Here is a 22,620-nt window from a genome sequence, read left to right as displayed (position 1 = left end):
AGCGGGGACAATCGTGCAGAGTCCGTCCGAGTGACTCTACAATCGCCAAAAATATAAGCTTTGCGCGCGCGGTCATTTGGGCTTCGCGCCTGACCCCATCGAGATCACGACATGTTCCAACGACTTCGCGAAGATATCGCCGCCATCCGTGAGCGCGATCCCGCCGCTCGCAGCGCCGTTGAAGTCGTGACGTGCTATCCCGGCCTGCATGCCATCGTGCTGCATCGTTTCGCGCATGCTTGCTGGCGCGCGCAGTGGCGCTGGCTCGCGCGTTTCGTCTCGCAGATGGCGCGCTTTCTCACTGGCATCGAGATTCATCCGGGCGCGACGCTCGGCAGGCGCGTGTTCATCGATCACGGCATGGGCGTGGTGATCGGCGAGACGGCCGAGATTGGCGACGACTGCACGATCTATCAGGGCGTGACGCTTGGCGGTACGTCGCTCACGCGCGGCGCGAAACGGCATCCCACGCTGGGGCGCGGCGTGATCGTCGGCGCGGGCGCGAAGGTGCTCGGCGGCTTTACGGTCGGCGCGGAGGCGAAGATCGGTTCGAACGCGGTCGTCGTGAAGCCGGTTCCGGCGGGCGGCACGGCGGTGGGCAATCCGGCGCGCATCGTGATGCCGGCGGTGCAGCGGCCAAAGGAAACCGCGCGTGAAGGCTTTTGCGCTTACGGCATCACGCCGAACGCGGACGATCCGGTGTCGCTGGCCATTCACGGTTTGATCGATCACGCATCGACGCAAACGCAGCGTGTCGATGAAATCGTCGCCGCGCTCGAACGTCTGGGCGCGCGCGTGGAAGCGCTCAATGGTGCCGGCGGAGCGGGGCTCGTGGACTTGAAGCGCTTGTGCGCGTCGATGGAAGGGAAGGTGGAAAGCGAACTCGCGCAGCGGTAATTTTTTGTGCCGTTGCGGCGCGTGAGAGCGTGAGTGCAGTTCGAAATTCGCGCTCGCACGGCAACGGCTGCGTGGCGAACCCAAGAGTCATGCACCAGAACTACAACGGCAGCGCGCGAATCCCTTCCTCGTCGATCCGCAGATACCCGCCGCGCGGTTCATCCATATCCAGTTCCCAATCCGGCAACACCCAGCGCGCGCCTTCCACTTCCCGATGCATCGCCGGACGATGCGTATGTCCGTGGATCATCGTATGCGTGCGGCTGCGGATGAAAAGCTCCGACACCGCCTTGCGCGTCACGTCGTATTTCGGCGATTCGCCCTGCAGGCGCGCGCCCTCGCTGTTCGTGCGCATGCGCTGCCCGATGCCGAGCCGCGTCTTCAGCGGCAACGCGAGAAACGCGCGCTGTGCGAACCGATTGCGCGCAAAGCGCCGAAAGCGCTGATAACCGGGATCGGCGGTGCAGAGCGCGTCGCCATGCGCGAGGACGATGCGCGTGCCGAACGCGGTCATGGTGAACGGATCGGGCAACGGAAGTGCGCCGGCTTCCTTCATGAAGCGCTTGCCGAGCAGAAAGTCGCGATTGCCATGCATGACATATAACGCGATGCCGCGCTCGGTGAGCGTATGCAAAAGCTTCGTCATGCGGCGCGCGAAGCGGGCGCGCTCGTCGGCGACGGCGTCATCCAGGATATCGTCGCCGACCCAAAATTCGAACAAGTCGCCGAGGATGAAAACCGAGTCCGCGCCGCTCGCCGTGACTTCGATGAAATGCTCGAACGCGGCGACCGTCTTCGGAATCGCCTCGCTCAAGTGCAGGTCGGAAATGAAAAACAGCGGGCGCGCGTTGTGCGCTGCGCCCGCTGCTTTTTGCGCGACCTCTTGCCTGAAAGACTTCGTGTCGATCATGCGTGCCGTGTTCAGACCACCACGGCCTTTTCGATCACGACGTCGTCCACCGGCACGTCCTGATGAAAGCCCTTCGAGCCGGTCTTGACCTTCTTGATCTTCTCCACCACGTCGAGACCTTCGACCACGCGGCCGAACACGGTGTAGCCCCAGCCCTGCGGCGTCGGCGACGAATGGTTCAGGAAGTCGTTGTCCTTCACGTTGATGAAGAACTGCGCGGTTGCCGAATGCGGGTCGTTCGTGCGCGCCATGGCAACCGTGCCGTTGTCGTTCGTGAGGCCGTTGTTGGCTTCGTTGTCGATGGGGGCATCGGTCGGCTTTTGCTTCATGCCCGGCTCGAAGCCGCCGCCCTGAATCATGAAGCCGTCGATTACACGGTGGAACACGGTGTTGTCGTAGTGACCCTTCTTCACGTAGTTGAGGAAGTTTTCAACCGACTTCGGCGCCTTTTCAGCGTCCAGTTCGATCTTGATGACGCCGTGGTTCGTATGCAGTTCGACCATGATGATTTCTCCGGTATGTTGATGATTGACGATGGGCGGCGTTCACCGAACGAACGCTGCCGGGTTGTGCGTTTATTGCGAGACCACTGTAGCCGACTCGATCACGGTCGGCTTTTGCGGCACGTCCTGCATTGGGCCGCGCGTGGTGGTCGGGCTCGCTTCGATCTTCTTCACGACATCCATGCCCGAGACGATCTTGCCGAACACGGCATAACCGTTGCCGTCGGGATTCGGGAAGTCGAGTCCTGCATTATCGACCGTATTGATGAAGAACTGCGCCGTGGCGGAATTCGGGTCGCTGGTGCGCGCCATGGCGAGCGTGCCCGTCGTGTTCTTCAGGCCGTTCTTGCTTTCGAGCGCGATGGGCGCGCGCGTGGGCTTCTCGGCGAAACTCGTGCTATAGCCGCCGCCCTGGATCATGAAACCCGGAATCACGCGATGAAAGATCGTGCCCGAGTATTGACCGGACTTCACATAGTCCAGGAAGTTCGCGACCGTCTTCGGCGCCTTCTCCGGATACAGCTCGACCTTGAAGTCACCTTGCGAGGTATGGAACAGCACGGTCGGATGCGCGCCCGTGGCGGATTGCGCCGCCTGTGCGTAGGCGGGCGCGGTAGCGATCAGGGCAGCGCTGGTAAGCCCCAGCATCAGCAATTTCATGAAGGATCGGTCCTCGGGTGATGAATGCAAACGAATGCAGATAAGCAGCCGCAATCGCGGCCGACCGACAGCTTACCGCCTGCACGCGCGAGTGCGCCAATTAGCCTTGTCCGACGCCGCGCCGTGGTCGCGTGTCTCAAGGCTGCGTCTGCGGCGCGACGTAAGGCGCGGTCGGGAACGGCCCGGTTGCGCCGCCGTACGGCGAGTACGAATCGGGTGAGGGCATGGTCGACAGGCCGGTGCCGCTGTCGGTGCTGCCCGAGCCTTGCGCGGGCGCCCATTCACCCGATGGCGATTGCGGCGCCGTCGTGGCGCGCGTGCCCGAGGCTCCATTCGCCGCAACGCCGCGACGAACCGGCGGCGGCGTGATGATGTTCTGAATGGCCGTCACGCGCTGACGCGTGAGCGGACTCGTCGAGCCGAGCGATTGCGCGCGTTTGTACGATTCGCTCGCGAGCCGCAGATAAAGATCGCCGAGATTGTCGTATGCGAGCGCGTAGCCGGGGTTCGCCTTGACCGCCGTTTCGAGCGCGGCGCGCGCTTCTTCGTAGCGGCCTTTCTTGGCGTAGAGCGCGGCGAGGTTGTTATACGGCTCGGGCAGTTCGGGATACGCCTGCGTGAGTTCGGTGAAGGCCACGATGGCGTCGTCGTCGCGGTTCAGGCGCGCAAGCACGGTGCCGCGCTTGAACTTCGCCTGCACGTCGGTCGGATTGGTGGCGATGCGCGCATCGAGTTGCTTGAGCGCGGCGTTCCAGTCTTGTCCGGCGATGGTCGAGTCGATTTGCGGCGTGCCGTCGGTGGTGGATTTCGCGAGCTGCGCGAACGCCGTGGTCGAGATGCCGACCGAAGCCGCCATGCCGATGACCGCGATCGCGCCGGCACGCATGAGCGTGTTCCTCGCGATGTTGCGGGAAAGAGAGAAGAGGTGCGAAGGCATGCGCGCGCGAGCGTGAGTCACTTGGAATCGATTCAAGGAATGAAGCAGCGAAGGGATCATAACCGGGCTTGATGGATGAGCGGCCGGCAAGCGGCCGGCAAGCGGACAACCAGGTGTCGAAGCAAGTCAGCGAAGCATGCGGCAACTTGGCCGACAAGCCCGCCGCAAAAGGCCGCGGGCTTGGTTCGAGCGTCACGCGCGAAGTCCGTCGCGCGGCACGCCGGGCACTTCATGGGCACAGGCCCCGGTGTTATACTCCGACCCATTCTAACAAAAGGTCCGTACGTTTCGCGCACGCGCCGGCTGCTTGCAGCTATCCTCTGCAAGTGCATGTGTTGCCCGGTGTATCGAAGCAGCGTTGCGAGGCATCGGACTCGTTGGACTTTCTTGTTGGACTTTCCTTTTCAGCCACTCGTGGCCGTCTTCGTTCTGGTCGCATGACCGTCGTGTCGCTTTCGCGAGTGCGCCTTGGCCGTAAAGCCCGCATCGACACGCCGCATGCAATGCCATGCACGAATGTTCCGGGTTCACGCACTGTCTCTCTATGAATTCGCTGCGCATCTACAACACGCTCGCGCGTGACAAGCAATCCTTCACGCCGCTTCGCGCTGGCGAGGTACGCATGTACGTCTGCGGAATGACGGTGTATGACTATTGTCACATCGGCCATGCGCGCGTGATGGTGGTGTTCGACATCGTGCAGCGCTGGCTGCGCACGCTCGGCTATAAAGTCACGTACGTGCGCAACATCACGGACATCGACGACAAGATCATTCGTCGCGCGGTGGACAACGGCGAGCCCATCAAGGCGCTCACCACGCGCTTCATCGCGGCCATGCACGAAGATGCCGATGCGCTCGGCGTCGCGCGTCCGGACCTCGAGCCGCGCGCAACCGACTTCATTGCGCAGATGCTCGGCATGATCGATGCATTGCAGGCGAACGGCTATGCCTATCACGCGAAAGACGGCGACGTGAACTACGCCGTGCGCAAGTTCGCTGACTACGGCAGGCTGTCGGGTAAGTCCATCGAAGACTTGCGCGCGGGCGAGCGCGTCGCCGCCAACGACGCGAAGGAAGATCCGCTCGACTTCGTGTTGTGGAAGCAGGCAAAGGCCGGCGAGCCGCGGGACTCGGGCTGGGACTCGAAGTGGGGACGCGGGCGTCCGGGCTGGCACATCGAATGTTCGGCCATGGGCTGCAGCTTGCTTGGCGACCGGTTCGACATTCATGGCGGCGGCCAGGACTTGCAGTTCCCGCACCACGAGAACGAGATCGCGCAGAGTGAAGGCGCGACCGGGCAGACGTTCGTGAACTACTGGATGCACAACGGCTATGTGCAGATCGACAACGAGAAGATGTCGAAGTCGCTTGGCAACTTCTTCACCATTCGCGAAGTCCTTGAAAAATTTGATGCCGAAGTGGTGCGTTTCTTTATTGCACGGGCACACTATCGGTCGCCGCTGAACTACAGCGACGTGCATATCGACGATGCCAAGAACGCATTGACTCGCCTCTATACGGCGTTGAAAGATGTCGAGCCGGACAATCGGCAACTTGACTGGAACGAGGCGAACGCGCAGCGTTTCCAGTCTGCGATGAACGACGACTTCAACACGCCCGTGGCGGTCTCGGTGCTGTTCGATCTCGCGAGCGAAGTAAACCGCACACGCGACACTTCTCTCGCGCGCCAGCTCAAGGGTCTCGCCGGCGTGCTGGGTCTGCTCGGCCGTGAGCCGCGCGCTTTCCTGCAACAAGCAGGCGGCGCGGCTTCGACCGAAGGCCTCGCGCCGCAAGAGATCGAAGCGAAGATCGCCGAACGCGTTGCCGCGAAGCAGGCAAGGAACTATGCCGAAGCAGACCGTATTCGGGCCGACTTGCTCGAAGCCGGTATTGCGCTTGAAGACAAACCGGGTGGGTCGACCGAATGGCGCCGCGTGTGAACGCAGCCCTTCATACCCTCTGATCGACTCACCAGGCAGGAGGCACGATGGCAACGGCCAGGAAGACGCCGGTCAAGCGACCCGCGTCTGTCAGGAATGCATCGCCCGCGACGAAGCGAACGCGCGGCGAGCAAGCGACGACAAGCACGCTCAAGAGTGATGGTGCAAGAGCTTCGGCTCAGAAGGCAGTCAAGCGCGCAGCACTCAAACGTAGCGACGGCACGCGTCTGAACGGCGTAAGCCGTGAGGACGTAAAAGCGGATGCAAAGACGGACACGAAAGCGATCCGCGTATCCGCGCGCGTGACAAAAGCGCGTAGCGAGGAAGCGGAAGCGTCGCCCGTCAAGGCGAACGGACGCGCGCATGCCGGCGATGCCACGAACGCGCAAGCGCTCGTCGCCGACAAGGAGCGCGGTGAAGTCGTGCGCAAGTCGCGCGTCGTCACGGCAGATGCCGAGGTGCCCGTGCAGATCGGCGGACTCACGCGCGAAGTCGTGCGTCCCGATTACTGGGACAAAGCGTGCGCCGACCTGATGAAGCGCGACCGCATCCTCAAGAAACTCATTCCAAAGTTCGGCCAGATGCATCTCGTGAATCTGGGCGATCCCTTCTCGACGCTCGCGCGTTCGGTTGCTGGCCAGCAGATCTCGGTGAAGGCCGCGCAAGCCATTTGGGAGCGCGTGAAGGGCGCTTGTCCGGATGTCGTGCCGGCGCGTTTTATCAAGCTCGGCCCGGAGAAGCTTCAGGCGTGCGGCTTGTCCAAACGCAAGACGGAGTACATTCTCGATCTCGCGCAGCACTTCGTATCGGGCGCGTTGCACGTGGATACCTGGGCGTCGATGGACGACGAAGCCGTGATCGCCGAACTCACGCAGATTCGCGGTATCGGCCGGTGGACGGCGGAGATGTTCCTCATCTTCAACCTGGCGCGCCCGGACGTTTTGCCGCTCGACGACCTCGGTCTGATTCAGGCGATCAGCGTCAACTACTTCAGCGGCGAACCTGTCACGCGCAGTGAAGCGCGCGAAGTGGCTGCTAACTGGGAGCCGTGGCGCACGGTTGCAACGTGGTACATGTGGCGCAGTCTCAATCCGATTCCCGCGGACCATTAAGAACCGACTAAAAGATCGGCGAACTATCGTTGATTTATAATCGATAGTTCCCGCGCGCATTTATCAGGGACGGACGCGGTTAAAATACGCCCTGCCCGATGTTCTAGGACTCGAACACATGAAGACCACGTTTCTGGATTTCGAGCAGCCGATCGCTGAACTCGAAGCGAAGATCGAAGAACTCCGCTTCGTTCAGGACGATTCCGCTGTCGATATTTCGGAAGAAATCGAGCGGCTGTCGAAAAAGAGCCAGCAGCTCACCAAAGATCTGTACGCGAATCTGTCGCCGTGGCAGGTATCGCAAATCGCGCGGCATCCGCAGCGTCCGTACACGCTCGACTACGTGAACGAGTTGTTCACGGACTTCCATGAACTGCATGGCGATCGTTCCTATGCGGACGATCTCGCCATCGTCGGCGGCTTTGCGCGTTTCAATGGCCAGCCGTGCATGGTGATCGGCCATCAAAAGGGCCGCGACACCAAGGAGCGCGCGTTGCGCAACTTCGGCATGCCGCGCCCGGAAGGGTATCGCAAGGCCGAGCGCCTCATGCGTCTCGCCGAGAAGTTCAATCTGCCCATCTTCACTTTCGTCGATACACCCGGCGCGTATCCCGGCATCGGCGCGGAGGAACGCGGGCAGTCGGAAGCCATCGGGCGCAATCTCTACGTCATGGCGGAGTTGAAGACGCCGATCATCACGACGATCATCGGCGAGGGCGGTTCGGGCGGCGCGCTTGCCATCGCCGTGGCCGACACCGTCATGATGCTGCAATTCTCCACGTACTCGGTCATCTCGCCGGAAGGCTGCGCGTCGATCTTATGGAAGAGCGCGGCCAAGGCGCCGGAAGCCGCGGAAGCGCTCGGGCTCACGGCGCATCGGTTGAAGGCGCTGGGTCTCATCGACAAGATCGTGAACGAACCGCTCGGCGGCGCGCATCGCGACCCCAAGGGCATGGCGGCGCTTTTGCGTCGAGCACTTGCCGATTCCCTGCGCCAGTTCCAGGGCATGAGCGTGCAGGATCTGCGCGAGCGCCGCTTCGACAAGCTGATGGCGTACGGCAAGTTCAAGGAAACGCTGCCGGGCGCGTGATCCGCGTTCCTCATGGCGAACTTCGACACTGAAACCCCGGCCGGCCGCCTCGTTATCGAGGCGTTGCGCGGCGCTTTGTCGGAGGCGGCGCTGCCCGCCGACTCGCTACTGGCCGTCGCGCTCAGCGGCGGTCTCGACTCCACGGTTCTCCTCGATGCCGCCGTGCGCTGCTTCGGCGCATCGCGCGTGATCGCGCTGCATATCCATCACGGCCTGAGCCCTAACGCGGATGCGTGGGTATCGCATTGCGAGGCGCTGGCTGCCTCGCTCGATGTACGTTATGCGTCGCGTCATGTCGATGTCGTCCGCATGGGCGGCGAAAGTCTCGAAGCCGCCGCGCGCGATGCGCGTTATCGCGCGCTCGACGATCTCTGCGACGAGCAAGGCGCGGCGGCGCTTCTGATCGCGCATCACGCCGACGATCAGGCCGAAACCGTGCTGCTGCAATTGCTGCGCGGCGCGGGCGTCGCGGGCCTCGCGGCGATGGCGCCGCAGCGTCTTCACGCAAGCGAGGTGCTGCGTCTGCGTCCGTTGTTGCGGCTGCTGCGCGCGCAACTCGAGCAATACGCGCATGAGCGCGACCTGAGCTGGATCGAGGACGAATCCAACGCCGACACGCGTTATGCGCGCAACGCGCTGCGGCATGACGTGCTGCCGGTGCTCGCCGTGCATTTCCCCGGCTTTCGCGATGCGCTCGCGCGCACGGCGTCGCATGCCGCTTCGGCGCAACGCTTGCTCGACGAGCTGGCGGGCATCGACATGGAAAAGGCGCGGCACGCGGAAGAAGGCGCGCTCGCGCTCGATGCGCTGCTCGCACTCGACGACGAACGCGCGACCAATCTGCTTCGTTATTGGATGCGAGATCGCGGCTTGCAGGCGGCATCCACCGCGCGTGTCGCGGACATTCTGCGTCAACTGCACGCAGCCGCCGACGCGCGCGACGGGCACGCGCTTCGTATCGATCATGTGGGACACGCGCTGCGGGTTTATCGCAATGCGTTGTTCTGGGAGAAGGCCGACAGCGCCGATGCACCCGATCTCGACGACGGTCCGAGTCAAGCGAGAGCGTTGGTCGAACTGCGCTGGCAGGGCGAGGAAGTCTGGCGTTTGCCGCAGTGGCGCGGGTCGCTGGTGTTCGAGCCTGCCGCCGAACCGGGCGATGACGTCATCGCCGAAAGCGTGTTGCGCGCCGCGCCGTTGAGCGCGCGTTCACGCGCGGGCGGCGAGCGTTTGCGCGTTGCATCCGATGCACCTAGCCGCACGCTCAAGAATCTCTTCCAGGAGCGCGGCGTGCCAGCGTGGAAGCGCGATGTGCCGCTCATCTTCATCGGCGCGTTGCTGATGTTCGTGCCGCTCGTCGGCGTGAATCGCGAAGTCGAAAACGCGAAGGGGCCGTGGCGGCGGTTGATCTGGCGGCCGGATTTGTTGATCGCCTGAGGGGTGCGGTGTCCGCCCGGCAACGAGTTTCCAGTACGGGAGTGCAGCAACTTGCGCACACCTCTTTTCGGGATGCTCCGCCGCAAACCCGTTAAAATAGACGCCCAGCCGCTTCATCTTGTAATTTCGGCTTCGATCCGGTACCGTAGCTCGTTTGTCCGCTTGGCGTTTTGCTCGTCATCTCCGTCCAAAAGACGTGATATTCAACGTTAAATCGCCAGCCATCGCGCGAATTCGCTGCGTACCAACCGCGCGACTTTCATGCGCGATTGGCTAACGCAACTGCTGCCTGGTATTGCAATCCGGTACCCCAAGCACGCGGCGGCATATGCGCCAACGCGTCGCGTCGCCAGCTTCAAATCATCCCCGAAGTGATCGGCCACAACGCTTAAAGCGCATTGCAACGAGCGCATGAAGCGCGGTTTTCCTTCCAGTTCAAAACGACAATGGCACTCATCGTACACAAATACGGCGGCACTTCGATGGGCTCGGTCGAGCGCATCAAGAACGTCGCCAAGCGCGTCGCCAAATGGCACAAGGCAGGCCACAAGCTGGTCGTCGTGCCCTCGGCGATGTCCGGCGAAACCAACCGCCTGCTCGGCCTCGCGAAAGACATCACGCCCAATCCGGACCCGCGCGAACTCGACATGATCGCCTCCACCGGCGAACAGGTTAGCGTGGGCTTGCTCGCCATCGCGCTGCACGCCGAAGGCCTCGAAGCCGTGAGCTACGCCGGCTGGCAAGTGCCGATCAAGACGGACAGCGCGTTCACCAAGGCGCGCATCAGCGAAATCGACGGCGAGCGCGTGCTCAAGGATCTCGATGCGGGCAAGGTCGTGGTCATCACGGGCTTTCAGGGCGTCGATCCGGAAGGTCACATTGCCACGCTCGGGCGCGGCGGCTCGGACACCTCGGCGGTCGCGATCGCCGCGGCGCTCAAGGCTGACGAGTGCCTGATCTATACCGATGTCGACGGCGTCTATACGACCGATCCACGCGTCGTCGAAGAAGCGCGCCGGCTCGACCGCGTGACCTTCGAAGAGATGCTGGAGATGGCGAGCCTGGGCTCGAAGGTGCTGCAGATCCGTTCGGTGGAATTTGCCGGCAAGTATCAGGTGAAGACGCGTGTGCTTTCGAGCCTGACCGACCCGCTTATGCCGCTCGAAAAGGAAATGCACTCGGGCACCCTGATTACTTTTGAAGAAGACGAGAACATGGAAAAAGCAGTGATTTCTGGCATCGCGTTTCAGCGCGACGAAGCGCGCATCGCCGTGATGGGCGTGCCGGACAAGCCGGGCGTCGCGTATCAGATTCTCGGACCGGTCGCCGATGCGAACATCGACATCGACATGATCATTCAGAACCAGAGCGTGAACGGCAAGACCGACTTCACGTTCACGGTGGGCCGCGGCGACTATCAGCGCGCGCTCGAGATCCTGAATGGCCAGGTGAAGGGCCACGTGCAGGCCGAGACCGTGCTGGGCGACCCGAAGGTGTCGAAGGTGTCGGTGGTGGGTGTCGGCATGCGTTCGCACGTGGGTATCGCGAGCACCATGTTCCGCACGTTGTCGGAAGAGGGCATCAACATCCAGATGATCTCGACCTCCGAAATCAAGATCTCCGTACTGATCGACGAGAAGTACACCGAACTCGCGGTGCGCGCGCTGCATAAGGCGTTCGAGCTCGATCGCGCTTGAGTGTTGCTTGAGTCTTGTTGAATGTGGCGTTGAGCGTTGCGACGGGTTCGAGGGCTCATGCGCTGTTGCGGATCGCGTAAGCCATGAGCCGATGCGTAATCGATTGGAAAAAATCGTAATGCGAATTTGACCGACGCGGGCGAACACGCTATTATCTCGATCTCGTTGCGCTGCACTCCCGGTGCGACGAACAGTTTGGGAGACGTGGCCGAGTGGTCGAAGGCACTCCCCTGCTAAGGGAGCATCTGGCTAAAAACTGGATCGAGGGTTCGAATCCCTCCGTCTCCGCCAGTAGTAGTAGAAGAGCCCCGCAAGGTTAAAAACTTGCGGGGCTTTTTGTTTTTGGGCGGTGATCGGGCCCGGTCGCGTGAGATTCAACTTGGCTTGCGTGGATAAGTTCTAGCAGCCATGCATGGCGATTCGCTGTGTCGCTTGCCCGAGCAGTGCTCGCGCGGAACTGTCTCCCTCTTTTTCAGGCGCGGCGTTGTCTGCGTTTTGAATTCGAGCAATCGCGCGTCTGGCATGAGGGGATCGCGATGTCAAACATCGAAACGCGCACACGCACCAGTCGATCCGCACGTTGATCGCAGTATGCTCCGGCGGCGCTATCGAATCCACAGCCTCCGTGCACGAACAAAAACGCGCGACGCGTCCGCTGCTCAAACTTCTAACTTCAACCGCGCTAGCCAGACCTCTCATCCCGATTGAGCGATTTTGCTTCTTTTAGCACGCTTCTGAAACCTTGATACAAAACAGATTGTTTCACCGGCTTTACGCTTTTTGTCTGATAAACCTCAAGAGACTAAGAGGTGTCTGTAATAGCGCCTAAAAGTATGTCAGTAAAACCTAGGAATGTGACGAAATTACACGGTTTATCACCCGATCGCTACCAGACTTTTTACAACTGCTAGTACACTTGTTCGTTGTGAGCGTTTAAATCACAGTCCGCCAAAGTTGGTAATGGCGGTCTCGCGACCGTAGCCATATTGTTCCTTCCTTAAGAAATTTCCGAATAGCACTAGCGACGCGTCCATTGATACGGACTCGACACCGTTACCGGGATGACGGATGGCCTTGAAAGGTTTGAGTGAAATAAATTGCTTTGAAAGTTGGTAGGCCTTTAGGGCCTGAAAGCGGAGATAATGAAAAGCATAAACAAGCGGACTATCTCGCATGTTTGGCAGGAAAGAAGAAGCCAATATTCACGCTTATTTTGATCTTGCGCAGAAAGGCTTTCGATTTTTAGGTTGAGGACTTGGTGGTGATTTCGATGTTGGTTGTGTTGATCGCGCTTCTGGTCTCCTTTGTTTCGGTACTGTTCATTGTTCGCTTCGAGCGCTGGCATGGTTCCTTCTCAATGGACCGCGATCTGGATGGGATTCAAAAAGTCCATGCGGTTGCGGTGCCACGAATCGGTGGCGCGGGCGTCATCGTCGCAGTCGCTGCTTCGTTACTCTTGAATGCCTTTCTGAATCCTTCGCGTAACAGTAGCGAAGCTCTGATTTTGCTTGGCTGTTCCTTGCCCGCGTTCCTGTCAGGTTTCGCGGAGGATCTGACCAAGAAAATCAGCCCGAGAACGCGTTTGATCGCGTCCATGATTGCGGCACTGCTTGCTTGCTTCGCACTGAGGGCGGTGGTTACACGGGTGAATTTTTCTTATGTCGATGCAGTGCTTGTTTTTTCGCCCATCGCGATTGCTCTGACAGTATTTTCAGTATCTGGCGTGGTGCACGCGATTAACATCATCGACGGTTTGAATGGGCTTGCATCGGTTGTTGCGATCATCATTTTAGCGTCGATCGGCCTAGTGGCGTTTCATGTGGGCGACTCGACAATTGTTATTGTCTCGTTGACGCTGATTGGTGCGATTACCGGTTTTCTTGCCTGGAATTTTCCGATCTCCCGAGTCTTTCTCGGAGACGGCGGCGCGTATTTCATCGGTTTTCTAATCGCCGAGTTGCTGATCTTGCTCACCATGCGCAATCCTAGCATTTCGCCGCTTTACGCAATTCTGGTAACGATCTACCCAGTCTTCGAAACCGTCTTCTCGATCTACCGAAGAAAACTCGTGCGCGGTTTGCCCGCCGGTGCGCCTGATGCGGTTCATTTGCATACACTGGTTTATCGTCGCGTGCTTGGCGGAGAATTGAATCGATGCGATTCACGCGCCTTGAGTCTTAGAAATTCCCGGGCATCTCCTTATTTGTGGACGCTGACGCTTTGCGCGGTCGTTCCGGCAACCTTGTTTTCAGAATCTCCAGTTCTTCTCGGCGCGTCGGCACTCCTCTTTATTGCCACCTATATCTGGTTGTATGCCGCAATCGTGAGATTTCACGTGCCGGCTTGGCTTCGGCCAGCGCCTGTCAAGGAGCAACCTATTGTCGTGCACGCTGAACAATAAAACCGTCTCTGTTTTAACCCTGAAATTTTGATTGAGAACACGGACTAAGGCCGACGCCGATTCAGCGTCAAGCCAGTGTTTGAACCGAATTGAATTGAACACCCGCAAGCAATGGTTGATTTGAAATTTTCCGGCCGTCTCAAGTTGGCTCTCGCTATCGCAATGCTGCCCGCCCTGCTTGGCGCATGCGCGCTTGCCCCCGGCATGCGACTCGATCCCAAAGCACCAGTCGACTCTTCCGACCCAGCCTCAACACCCGACATCGCGACCATCACGCCGCAACTGGTCAGGCAGCAAAAGGCTGAGCGCGATGCCACGTCTCAAGGCGATTATCGCCAGCTCATCGGCTATCCCAGTCATTACGTCATCGGGCCGGCCGATGTGCTTTCCATCATCGTATGGGATCACCCCGAACTGGTCGTTCCAAATCTGACCTACAGCATCGGCGATACAGCCGGCACGCTGCCCAATGGGCCGGGTCTCAGCACACAGACGGTCCCCGGCTTCGTCGTCGGGGATAACGGCGACATTCAGTTTCCATATGTTGGAAAAGTGAAGGCTTCTGGCGGAACCGTCGCTCAATTACAAGCGACGTTGAAGCGCCTTCTCACGCCTTATCTGAGAAATCCGCAACTGACGGTAAGCGTAATCGCCTATCGCAGTCAGCGCGTGTTCGTGGAGGGCCAAGTCAATCAGCCTGGCATCAAGCCGATCACGAATGTCCCGATGTCCCTGTCGGAAGCGCTCAGCGAGGCCAATGGCGTCACCGCCGGCGTGGGCGACACGAGCCGGATTCAGATCTTGCGTAACGGCCGGACCTTCCAGATTAGCTTGCCGCAACTCGCGGAACAGAAACTCGATGCATCGATGATCTTCCTCAAAGACCGCGATGTCGTTCGTGTCTTGCCGCAGACCTATAACCAGGTGTTCGTCACCGGCGAAGTAATGCGCCCGATGACGTTGCCGATGCACGACGGTCGACTCACCTTGAATGACGCACTGGCCTCGGCTGCCGGCGTGAATCCTTCGACGGCCGAAGCGGCAGGAGTTTATGTCGTACGTCCGACCGAAGACCCGGCCGCGCCGCAGGTCTTTCATCTCGACAGCACGTCGCCGGTGGCACTGGCGCTCGCGGAGCACTTCGAGCTGCAGCCAAAGGATGTCGTTTATGTGGACGCCACCGGTCTTGCTCGCTGGAACCGCATTGTCAATCTGCTCTTGCCGAGCGCGCAAGGCGCGAACATCGGGCGCCAGGTCGCGGGCTATTGATCATGTCCTCACGCACGACTCGCATGAACGATCGCACAGGAGTCTCGGGATGATCGACTCCGTTCTCCTCGTGTGCGAGGGAAATATCTGCCGCAGTCCGATGGCAGCGGGTTGGTTGCAGTCGAAAGTGCCGTCGCTGGAAGTCTGGTCCGCCGGAATCAGCGCGCTTGCCGGACAGCCGGCCGATCCATACGCACAAGGCGTGATGAAGGATCACGGCATCGACATCTCGTCTCATCGTGGCGCTCAGTTGAGCGGCTTCGACTGCAAGCGCGCCGAGTTGATCCTCGTAATGCAGGAACAGCAAAAGCGCTATCTGGAAAAGCGATATCCGTTTGTAAAAGGTCGCGTCTTCAGGCTAGGTCAATTCAGTGACTTTGAAGTACCGGACCCATACCGAAAAGAACGGAATGTTTTCGAAGACTGTTTTGACTTGATCGAAAGAGGACTTTCGGACTGGGTCGGGCGAATTGAATCAACGCGTTGGAAGTTATGAAACAAGAGAATCTACCGGTTATGTTGCATGGCGAGAGCAGCGATCAACTAAGTATCGTCGAGTTGCTGGACGCCCTGTTGGATCACAGAAAGCTGATTGCCATCGTCGCTGCGCTGTTCGTGATCGTCGGCGCAATGTATGCGTTTCTCGCGACGCCGGTTTATAGCTCGCGCATTCTGGTAGCCGTCGAAGATTCTTCCGATGCGGCCAGCGCCAAGAATCTGCTCAGCGATGTTTCCGCCATGTTCGATGTCAAATCGTCAGCGGATGGCGAAATCCAGATTCTCGGTTCGCGGCTCGTCGCGTCCGGAACGGTCGACGCGCTGAAACTCAATGTCGAAGCGAAACCAAGCTATTTTCCCGTGTTCGGTAAATGGATGGCATCTCACAACGACGGACTGTCGAATCCTGGGGTATTCGGTTGGGGCGGTTTCGATTGGGGCAGCGAATCGATCGAGCTTGCCGCGTTCGACGTTCCCCGCAAGCTTCAGGGACGCAGCTACGACCTGACAGTGCTGAAGGACAACCGGTACAGCCTGAGCGGTTACGGACTGGAATCTCCAGTGACGGGTTCTATCGGCACCGAAGAGAAGTTCAACTCGAGTTTCGGCGCGCTCACCCTGAAGGTCACCAAGCTGTCCGGAAGACCGGGCGCCAGCTTCGTCCTGAAATCTCGTTCCAGCCAACTCACGACCGATGACCTCATCAAGTCGTTGCAGATCATCGAGCAGGGCAAGCACTCGGGCGTGATTTCCGCGACGCTCGAAAGCACGGACCCCGTGCTTCTGAGCGACACGCTGAATGAACTCGGCCGCCAATACGTCAAGCAGAATGCCGACCGCAAAGCGGCTCAGGCGGAACATTCCATCTCGTTCCTCGACGCTCAGCTTCCCGTCATGAAGCAGCAACTCGAAGACGCTGAAGCGAAGTTGAGCGAGTATCAAAACAGTCACACGATCGTGGACTTGTCCGAGGCCGGCAAGGTCAGCTTGCAGCAATCGGCCGACGCGGAGACACGCCTCATCGCGATGAAGCAAAAGCGCCAGGACTTGGCGACGCGTTTCGGTCCGATGCATCCGTCGTTGCTCGCTATCGACGAACAAATTGCGACGAACCAGAAGCAGATCGATAGCATCGCCGCGCAGATTCGCCAGATGCCGCTGACCGAGCAGGACATGCTCAAGCTTCAGCGGGATGTGCGTGTTTCGACGGACCTGTATGTCGCCATGCGCAGCAACGTCGAGCAGTTGCGTCTGGTGAAGGCGGGCAAGATCGGCAATGTGCGGATCGTCGATACCGCCGATATTCCCGAGCGCCCGGTCAAGCCGCGCAAGCTGATCGTCATGGCCGCAGCGGCGATCGTCGGTCTGTTCCTCGGAACCTTGCTCGCTCTCGTGAAGGACCGCTTGTTCACGGGCGTCACCGATCCGATCTCGCTGGAAGAGCACACCGGTCTCAGCGTCTACGCCACGATTCCCGTTAGCGACAAGCAGGCCGAACTCATCCGTAACCTGCGAAGCGACGGTTCGCGCCCGCTGGTGCTCGCGAATCTGTATCCGAACGATCCAGCCGTGGAGAGCCTGCGCAGTCTTCGGACCGCGTTCAAGTTCGTCGCATTGGGCGGAAAAAATAACGTCGTGTTGATCGCGGGTCCGACACCGGGAATCGGCAAGTCGTTCGTGTCCGTCAACTTCGCGACGGTGCTGGCGTCGAGCGGCGCCCGCGTGTTGCTCATCGACGCGGACATGCGCAAGGGTTATCTCAACCGGTACTTCGGTCTGGGGCGCGATGCCGGGCTGTCCGACGCGATATCCGAAGCCAGGTCGGTCGATTCTGTCGTGCATCGGGACGTTCTTCCCAATCTCGATTTCGTCTCGTCGGGCAATTATCCGCAGAACCCTGCGGAAGTGCTCTCGCATAAAAACTGGGGCGATTTCATCTCGGCGGCATCCCGTGCCTATGACGTCGTCATCGTCGACGCGCCGCCAGTACTCGTCGTTTCCGACGCGGAAACCATCGTTGGCTCGGCGGGCAGCGTCTTCCTCGTCACGCGCTCTGGCGTGACGCGCGGCGGAGAGGTCAGCGAATCCATAAAGCGTCTGACGCAGACCGGCACGCAAGTCACCGGCTTGCTGTTCAACGCAATCAAGCCGCGCGGAAGGATCTATGGCTACGGCGGCCGATACCAAAGCTATCGCTATACCGGAGACGGTTACTACCAGGACCGCTCCTGATCGCAGCACTCGCTAAAAGCACGCCGTGACGAATTCGGCGTCGATGTTTCAAGCGAAGCATCGAGAAACACTGAAGGTTGGTTAAACGAAATGTTAGAAAATCTCCGTATTGCAATCATCGGTCTGGGCTATGTAGGTTTGCCTCTTGCCGTCGAGTTTGGTCGCGGCCGTCCCGTAGTTGGCTTCGATATCAACACGACGCGTATCGATGCGCTGAAGCAGGGTATCGATTCGACGCTCGAAGTAAGTACCGAGGAACTCGCCCGCGCAAGTCAGCTTAGTTTCAGCGCCGATGCGGCGGATCTTGCCAAGTGCAACTTCTTCATCGTCACGGTGCCGACGCCAATCGACGCGTACAACCGGCCCGACCTCGGCGCGCTCATCTCGGCGAGCCAGACCGTCGGCAAGGTGCTGAAGAAAAACGACATCGTCGTGTTCGAATCGACGGTCTATCCGGGCGCCACCGAAGAAGTCTGCGTGCCCGTGCTCGAGCGCGTCTCTGGTCTCAAGATGAACGTCGACTTCTTCGTCGGCTACAGTCCCGAGCGCATCAATCCCGGCGACAAGACGCATCGCGTAGTGGACATTCGCAAGGTGACGTCCGGTTCGACGCCGCAAACCGCGCGCAAGGTCGATGCCGTTTATCGCGAGATCATCACGGCGGGAACGCACATGGCCGAGAGCATCCGCGTGGCCGAAGCCGCGAAGGTCATCGAGAACACGCAGCGTGACGTGAATATCGCGTTGATCAACGAACTCGCGATCATCTTCAATCGCATGAATATCGATACCGAGTCCGTGCTGCGCGCGGCGGGTACAAAGTGGAACTTCCTGCCGTTCAAGCCGGGTTTGGTCGGTGGTCACTGCATCGGCGTCGATCCTTACTATCTGACGCATAAGGCCGAAGAGATTGGATATCACCCGGAGATCATCCTCGCGGGTCGTCGCCTCAACGACAACATGGGGCAGTATGTCGTCGCGCAACTCGTCAAGGCGCTGGCGCAGAAGCGCATTGCTATCGCCGATGCGCGCGTGCTCATTCTCGGTCTCACGTTCAAGGAAAACTGCCCGGATATTCGCAACACGCGTGTCATCGACATCGTCAGCGAGCTTGCAGAGTATCGGGCGCATGTCGATGTCTGCGATCCGTGGGCGCTTGTGCACGAGGTCAAGGACGAATACGGCATCGATCTCGTCGAGTCGCCTGAGGCGGGTGCTTATGACGCGATCGTTATCGCGGTTGCTCATGAGCAGTTCGTCACGCTCGGAAAGGGCATGCGCGATTTCGGCAAGAAGGAGCACCTTCTTTATGACCTCAAATATGTCTTGCCGGCCGATGGTTCGGATCTGCGCCTGTAAGGATACTCACGATGAATCGCTATCAGGTTATCTGCGAAGCGTTGCGAGCGAATACAGTGCGATGGCTGGTCACGGGCGCAGCGGGATTCATCGGTTCGAATCTCGTCGAGACGCTGCTCAGGCTGAATCAGGAAGTCGTCGGGCTCGATAACTTCGCGACCGGTCATCGGCGCAATCTCGATGAAGTGGCGACCTCGGTGTTGCCGGAGCAATGGTCACGCTTCACGCTGATAGAAGGCGATATCCGCAATGCGCGAGATTGCGAGACCGCTGTCGCTGGCGTAAAGCATGTGCTGCATCAGGCCGCCTTGGGTTCGGTGCCGCGTTCGCTGAACGATCCGGTCGCGACCGATCAGGTGAACATCGGTGGCTTCCTCAACATGCTGGTCGCCGCGCGCGATGCAGGCGTATCCAGCTTCACCTACGCGGCGTCCAGCTCGACATACGGCGATCATCCGGCGCTTCCCAAAGAGGAAGCGAATATTGGACGTCCGCTTTCGCCTTACGCCGTCACGAAGTATGTGAATGAGCTCTATGCAGAAGTCTTCGCGCGTTGCTACGGCTTCAAGGCGACAGGCTTGCGCTACTTCAACGTCTTTGGCAAACGCCAGGACCCGAACGGCGCGTATGCGGCGGTCATTCCGCGCTGGATCGCCACCATGACGGGCGGCGAAGACGTGCAGATCAATGGCGACGGCGAGACGAGCCGCGACTTCTGCTTCGTCGATAACGCGGTACAGGTCAATCTGCTCGCAGCAACGGCGAGCGATGATGTGCGCGGACAGGTCTTCAACGTCGCACTCGGCGATCGCACGACATTGAACGAGTTGTTCGGCTTGCTGCGTGACACGCTTGAAGAACACGGCATTCGATACGATCGGCCGCCGACATACCGCGCGTTTCGCGCAGGGGACGTACGTCATTCGCAGGCCAGTATAGAGAAGGCGAAGTCGATGCTTGGATATGCCGACGGCGTGCGGCTCGACGAAGGCATTCGGACCGCCGTGCCGTGGTATATCGCGTCGACGAAGACGCAGCGAGACCACGTCCAATCTTCCGATGCGAGCAACGGTAATACATCGCGATGAAGGTTCTGCATATCATCAGCAGCCTCGATCGCGGTGGCGCAGAGGCCGTGTTGTTCCAGGTTGTGTCGCACGGGCGCACGAGCGGTATCGAGCATCGCGTGGTCTGTATGCGCGGAGAAGGGTACTACACGGCGAAGTTGCTCGAACAAGGCATCGAAGTCGAAGCGCTGAATTGTTCGAAAGGCCGAATCACGCCGCGCGCGTTGCTTCGTCTCTGGTCGGTCATGCGCGCGTTCGGCCCGGACGTCGTGCAGACCTGGATGTATCACGCCGATCTCATCGGCGGCGTGCTTGCCTATCTGACGCGCTTCAAGCCGATTTGCTGGGCAGTTCATCACGCGAATCTCGACTCCGACAAAAACACACGCATGACGGTCCGGATCGCGAAGATGTGCGGATTGCTCTCGCGCTTCGTGCCGGACCGCATCGTGTGCTGCTCGAAACGAGGCCAGGCCGCGCATCAACAGATCGGCTATGACGGCAGCAAGTTCTCGTGGATCCCGAACGGCTACGACATCGAACGCTTCTCGCCGGATCCTCATGCAAGGGCCGCGCAACGACAGCTCTGGCAAGTCTCGGACGATACGCCGCTTATCGGATGCGTCGCGCGTTGGAATCCTCAGAAAGACCATCCGAACCTGTTTCGCGCCGCGGCGATGCTCGCCGATAATGGCGTCGCTTTCAAACTGGTGCTCGTCGGCGCCGACATGACATCCGCGAACGCCGATCTTCTCGCATCGCTCGATGCTGTCGGTTTGCGCGAACGCGTGCTTCTGGCCGGACCGTCGGACGATATCCCAGGCGTCATGAACGCGCTCGATATCCACGTGTTGCCGAGCGCTGGCGAAGCGTTCCCGAACGTGGTCGCCGAGGCGATGGCTTGCGGCACGTTGAGCGTGAATACCGATGTAGGCGACGTTGCCACGATAGTCGGTAGCGAAGGATGGGTCGTCCCGCCTGGTCATTCAGTCGCGCTTTCAAAGGCGCTTGGTGCAGCAATTGCAATGAACCGCACGACTGAAGGTAAAGCGCGCAGGGAACGCGCGCGCACTCGCATCGTGAGTAACTTCGGTCTCGAGCGGATGCAGCAAGCGTATGAGTCGACCTGGCGCGAAGTCGCCGCGCGCGGGGGCAAGGTCGTTCCGCGGCATCGCAGAGAGAAGCGGACATGAGCTTCGGACTGGCCTCCAAGCTTCGGGCCAAGCTTGCGAACGCGCATCCGGATCATCGCAGGATAGCGAAGGGCGCGGCATGGGTATCACTCTTCGTGCTCATGGGCAAGAGTGCCGGCGCCTTCAAGGAAATGGCGATCGCGTATCGCTATGGCGTGAGCGGTATCGTCGATGCCTACCAGTTGTCCTTCACGCTCGCCACATGGATACCTTCCATGCTCGTCACGGTGCTCAGTACCGTGCTGATTCCCGTGCTCGTGCGCATGCGCAACGACGACACGGACACGCTCGCCAACTTCATCGGCGAATTGCGTGGCTTGGCGTGGCTGGTCGGTCTTGCCATCGCCAACGTGCTCGTCTTCGCATCGCCCGTGGTGATCGCCTATGTGGGTGGACCGCTGCCCGAGCATACGAGATCGCTCGCGATGCAATTTATCGTCGGCATGTCGCCGCTCGTGCCGCTCACCTTGCTCATGTGTATCGATGCCGCGCGCTTGCAGGCACGCGAGCGGCATATCAACACGTTGCTCGAAGCCGTGCCGGCTGCAGTGCTCTTTTTCGTGGTGATCCTCAGTACCGGTTCGTCGATCAAGCCGCTTTACATGGCCGTTACGCTCGGACTTGCGCTGCAAGTCTATTTGTTGTCGATGTTCGCAAGGCGTGCGGATAAGGTCCGCGCTCCCATTCGCTTCGGATTCAGTTCGCCGCAGTGGCGGGCCATGGCGCATTCGATCGGCGTCATGCTCGTCAGTCAGGCCATCCTTGCTTGTATCGTGCCTATCGATCAATACATGGCGACCCGTGATGGCGCTGGAGCGGTCGCCACGCTCGGTTATGCCAATCGGCTGATTGCGTTGCTGATGGGTCTCGGTGCATCGGCAATCGGAAGGGCGACGTTGCCCGTGTTGACGCAGACAATCCGTAATGGCGAACGCGAGCGCGCTCGATCCATGGCGATCAAATGGGCCTACGTCATGTTCGGAATCGGCGCCGTGGCGGCATGTGTCGCTTCGTTCGCCGCGCCTTTGATCGTGCGTGTGCTGTTTCAACGAGGCGCTTTCACGGCAGTCGATACTGAACATGTCGCGGTCTTGCTTCGCTGGTTCACGCTGCAATTAGCGCCAGCATTTGCCACATTAGTGTTGATGCAGATGGCAGCCAGCGAAGGGCGCTATCGGTCGATCGCGTTCATCACATGCGCAGGCTTCGTCGCCAAGGTCGCGGCCAACTTCGCCTTCACACCAATGCTCGGTTTGGCGGCGCTTCCTGTAGGCACTGCTGTCATGGCCGGCGTCGTGTTCGTTCTCTACCTTTTCTCCATCCACGAGAACGAGGAAGAGGACATGGAGCAAGAGCATGCAGCCTGATTTCTCGCCGATGCCTGATCTGACGCGATCGCCGACGTGGAATCGCCTC

The 22,620-nt window shown here is 59.9% G+C and carries 18 protein-coding genes and 1 tRNA gene; 15 read left to right on the top strand and 4 right to left on the bottom strand.

Annotation, left to right across the window (positions count from 1 at the left end; translation table 11 throughout):
* The first annotated feature begins 111 nt into the window (after positions 1-111).
* The gene (cysE, locus tag LDZ28_RS08655) at positions 112-897 is read left to right on the top strand and encodes a serine O-acetyltransferase (protein ID WP_244825559.1); all 786 of its coding nucleotides are present in this window, start codon (positions 112-114) and stop codon (positions 895-897) included.
* A gap of 100 nt (positions 898-997) precedes the next feature.
* On the opposite strand, the gene LDZ28_RS08650 is transcribed toward cysE, so the two are convergent.
* The 4 genes from LDZ28_RS08650 to LDZ28_RS08635 all read right to left on the bottom strand — a co-directional run bounded on the left by LDZ28_RS08650 (position 998) and on the right by LDZ28_RS08635 (position 3,856).
* A complete protein-coding gene (locus LDZ28_RS08650; protein WP_244825558.1) occupies positions 998-1,807 on the bottom strand; it encodes a UDP-2,3-diacylglucosamine diphosphatase in 810 nt (269 codons plus the stop codon).
* An 11-nt stretch (positions 1,808-1,818) separates the two neighbouring features.
* Positions 1,819-2,310: a peptidylprolyl isomerase gene (locus LDZ28_RS08645; protein ID WP_244825556.1), complete on the bottom strand. Its 492-nt coding sequence runs from the start codon at positions 2,308-2,310 to the stop codon at positions 1,819-1,821.
* Positions 2,311-2,382: 72 nt separating this feature from the next.
* Complete coding sequence (locus LDZ28_RS08640; RefSeq protein WP_244825554.1) at positions 2,383-2,970, bottom strand: peptidylprolyl isomerase; 588 nt, start codon at positions 2,968-2,970, stop codon at positions 2,383-2,385.
* A gap of 136 nt (positions 2,971-3,106) precedes the next feature.
* On the bottom strand, positions 3,107-3,856 hold the full coding sequence (locus LDZ28_RS08635; protein WP_250465167.1) for a M48 family metallopeptidase: 750 nt from the start codon (positions 3,854-3,856) through the stop codon (positions 3,107-3,109).
* Between the two features lie 595 nt (positions 3,857-4,451).
* Here LDZ28_RS08635 and cysS point away from each other — a divergent pair.
* The 14 genes from cysS to murJ all read left to right on the top strand — a co-directional run bounded on the left by cysS (position 4,452) and on the right by murJ (position 22,571).
* A complete protein-coding gene (gene cysS, locus LDZ28_RS08630) occupies positions 4,452-5,849 on the top strand; it encodes a cysteine--tRNA ligase (protein ID WP_244825551.1) in 1,398 nt (465 codons plus the stop codon).
* A 47-nt stretch (positions 5,850-5,896) separates the two neighbouring features.
* Positions 5,897-6,961, top strand: a complete 1,065-nt coding sequence (locus tag LDZ28_RS08625) for a DNA-3-methyladenine glycosylase (protein WP_244825549.1) — start codon at positions 5,897-5,899, stop codon at positions 6,959-6,961.
* 118 nt (positions 6,962-7,079) lie between these two features.
* Positions 7,080-8,051, top strand: a complete 972-nt coding sequence (locus tag LDZ28_RS08620) for an acetyl-CoA carboxylase carboxyltransferase subunit alpha (protein WP_244825547.1) — start codon at positions 7,080-7,082, stop codon at positions 8,049-8,051.
* A 12-nt stretch (positions 8,052-8,063) separates the two neighbouring features.
* Positions 8,064-9,488: a tRNA lysidine(34) synthetase TilS gene (gene tilS, locus LDZ28_RS08615; RefSeq protein ID WP_244825545.1), complete on the top strand. Its 1,425-nt coding sequence runs from the start codon at positions 8,064-8,066 to the stop codon at positions 9,486-9,488.
* A gap of 446 nt (positions 9,489-9,934) precedes the next feature.
* A complete protein-coding gene (locus LDZ28_RS08610; RefSeq protein WP_244825543.1) occupies positions 9,935-11,185 on the top strand; it encodes an aspartate kinase in 1,251 nt (416 codons plus the stop codon).
* Positions 11,186-11,383: 198 nt separating this feature from the next.
* Positions 11,384-11,476 (top strand) — tRNA-Ser (locus LDZ28_RS08605).
* 979 nt (positions 11,477-12,455) lie between these two features.
* Positions 12,456-13,586: a glycosyltransferase gene (locus LDZ28_RS08600; protein WP_244828069.1), complete on the top strand. Its 1,131-nt coding sequence runs from the start codon at positions 12,456-12,458 to the stop codon at positions 13,584-13,586.
* Positions 13,587-13,748: 162 nt separating this feature from the next.
* Positions 13,749-14,855, top strand: coding sequence for a polysaccharide biosynthesis/export family protein (locus LDZ28_RS08595; RefSeq protein ID WP_244825542.1), 1,107 nt, complete (start codon positions 13,749-13,751; stop codon positions 14,853-14,855).
* Positions 14,856-14,904: 49 nt separating this feature from the next.
* Positions 14,905-15,351: a low molecular weight protein-tyrosine-phosphatase gene (locus LDZ28_RS08590; RefSeq protein ID WP_244825540.1), complete on the top strand. Its 447-nt coding sequence runs from the start codon at positions 14,905-14,907 to the stop codon at positions 15,349-15,351.
* On the top strand, positions 15,348-17,585 hold the full coding sequence (locus LDZ28_RS08585) for a polysaccharide biosynthesis tyrosine autokinase (RefSeq protein WP_244825538.1): 2,238 nt from the start codon (positions 15,348-15,350) through the stop codon (positions 17,583-17,585). The genes LDZ28_RS08590 and LDZ28_RS08585 overlap by 4 nt, the downstream gene beginning before the upstream one ends.
* Before the next feature lie 90 nt (positions 17,586-17,675).
* Positions 17,676-18,944, top strand: a complete 1,269-nt coding sequence (gene tviB, locus LDZ28_RS08580; protein ID WP_244825536.1) for a Vi polysaccharide biosynthesis UDP-N-acetylglucosamine C-6 dehydrogenase TviB — start codon at positions 17,676-17,678, stop codon at positions 18,942-18,944.
* 11 nt (positions 18,945-18,955) lie between these two features.
* Positions 18,956-20,032: an SDR family oxidoreductase gene (locus LDZ28_RS08575; RefSeq protein ID WP_244825535.1), complete on the top strand. Its 1,077-nt coding sequence runs from the start codon at positions 18,956-18,958 to the stop codon at positions 20,030-20,032.
* Complete coding sequence (locus LDZ28_RS08570; protein WP_244825533.1) at positions 20,029-21,204, top strand: glycosyltransferase; 1,176 nt, start codon at positions 20,029-20,031, stop codon at positions 21,202-21,204. Before LDZ28_RS08575 ends, LDZ28_RS08570 begins: the two co-directional genes overlap by 4 nt.
* Positions 21,201-22,571 (top strand): murein biosynthesis integral membrane protein MurJ, encoded by a 1,371-nt coding sequence (gene murJ / locus LDZ28_RS08565; RefSeq protein WP_244825532.1) that lies wholly within the window; start codon positions 21,201-21,203, stop codon positions 22,569-22,571. Before LDZ28_RS08570 ends, murJ begins: the two co-directional genes overlap by 4 nt.
* Positions 22,572-22,620: the final 49 nt, after the last annotated feature.

It is taken from the genome of Caballeronia sp. TF1N1 (assembly GCF_022878925.1).
In the GTDB taxonomy this organism is placed as follows: Bacteria; Pseudomonadota; Gammaproteobacteria; order Burkholderiales; family Burkholderiaceae; genus Caballeronia.
Note: the sequence above shows the minus strand (reverse complement) of the source record. Positions and strands in the feature narration are given on the sequence as shown.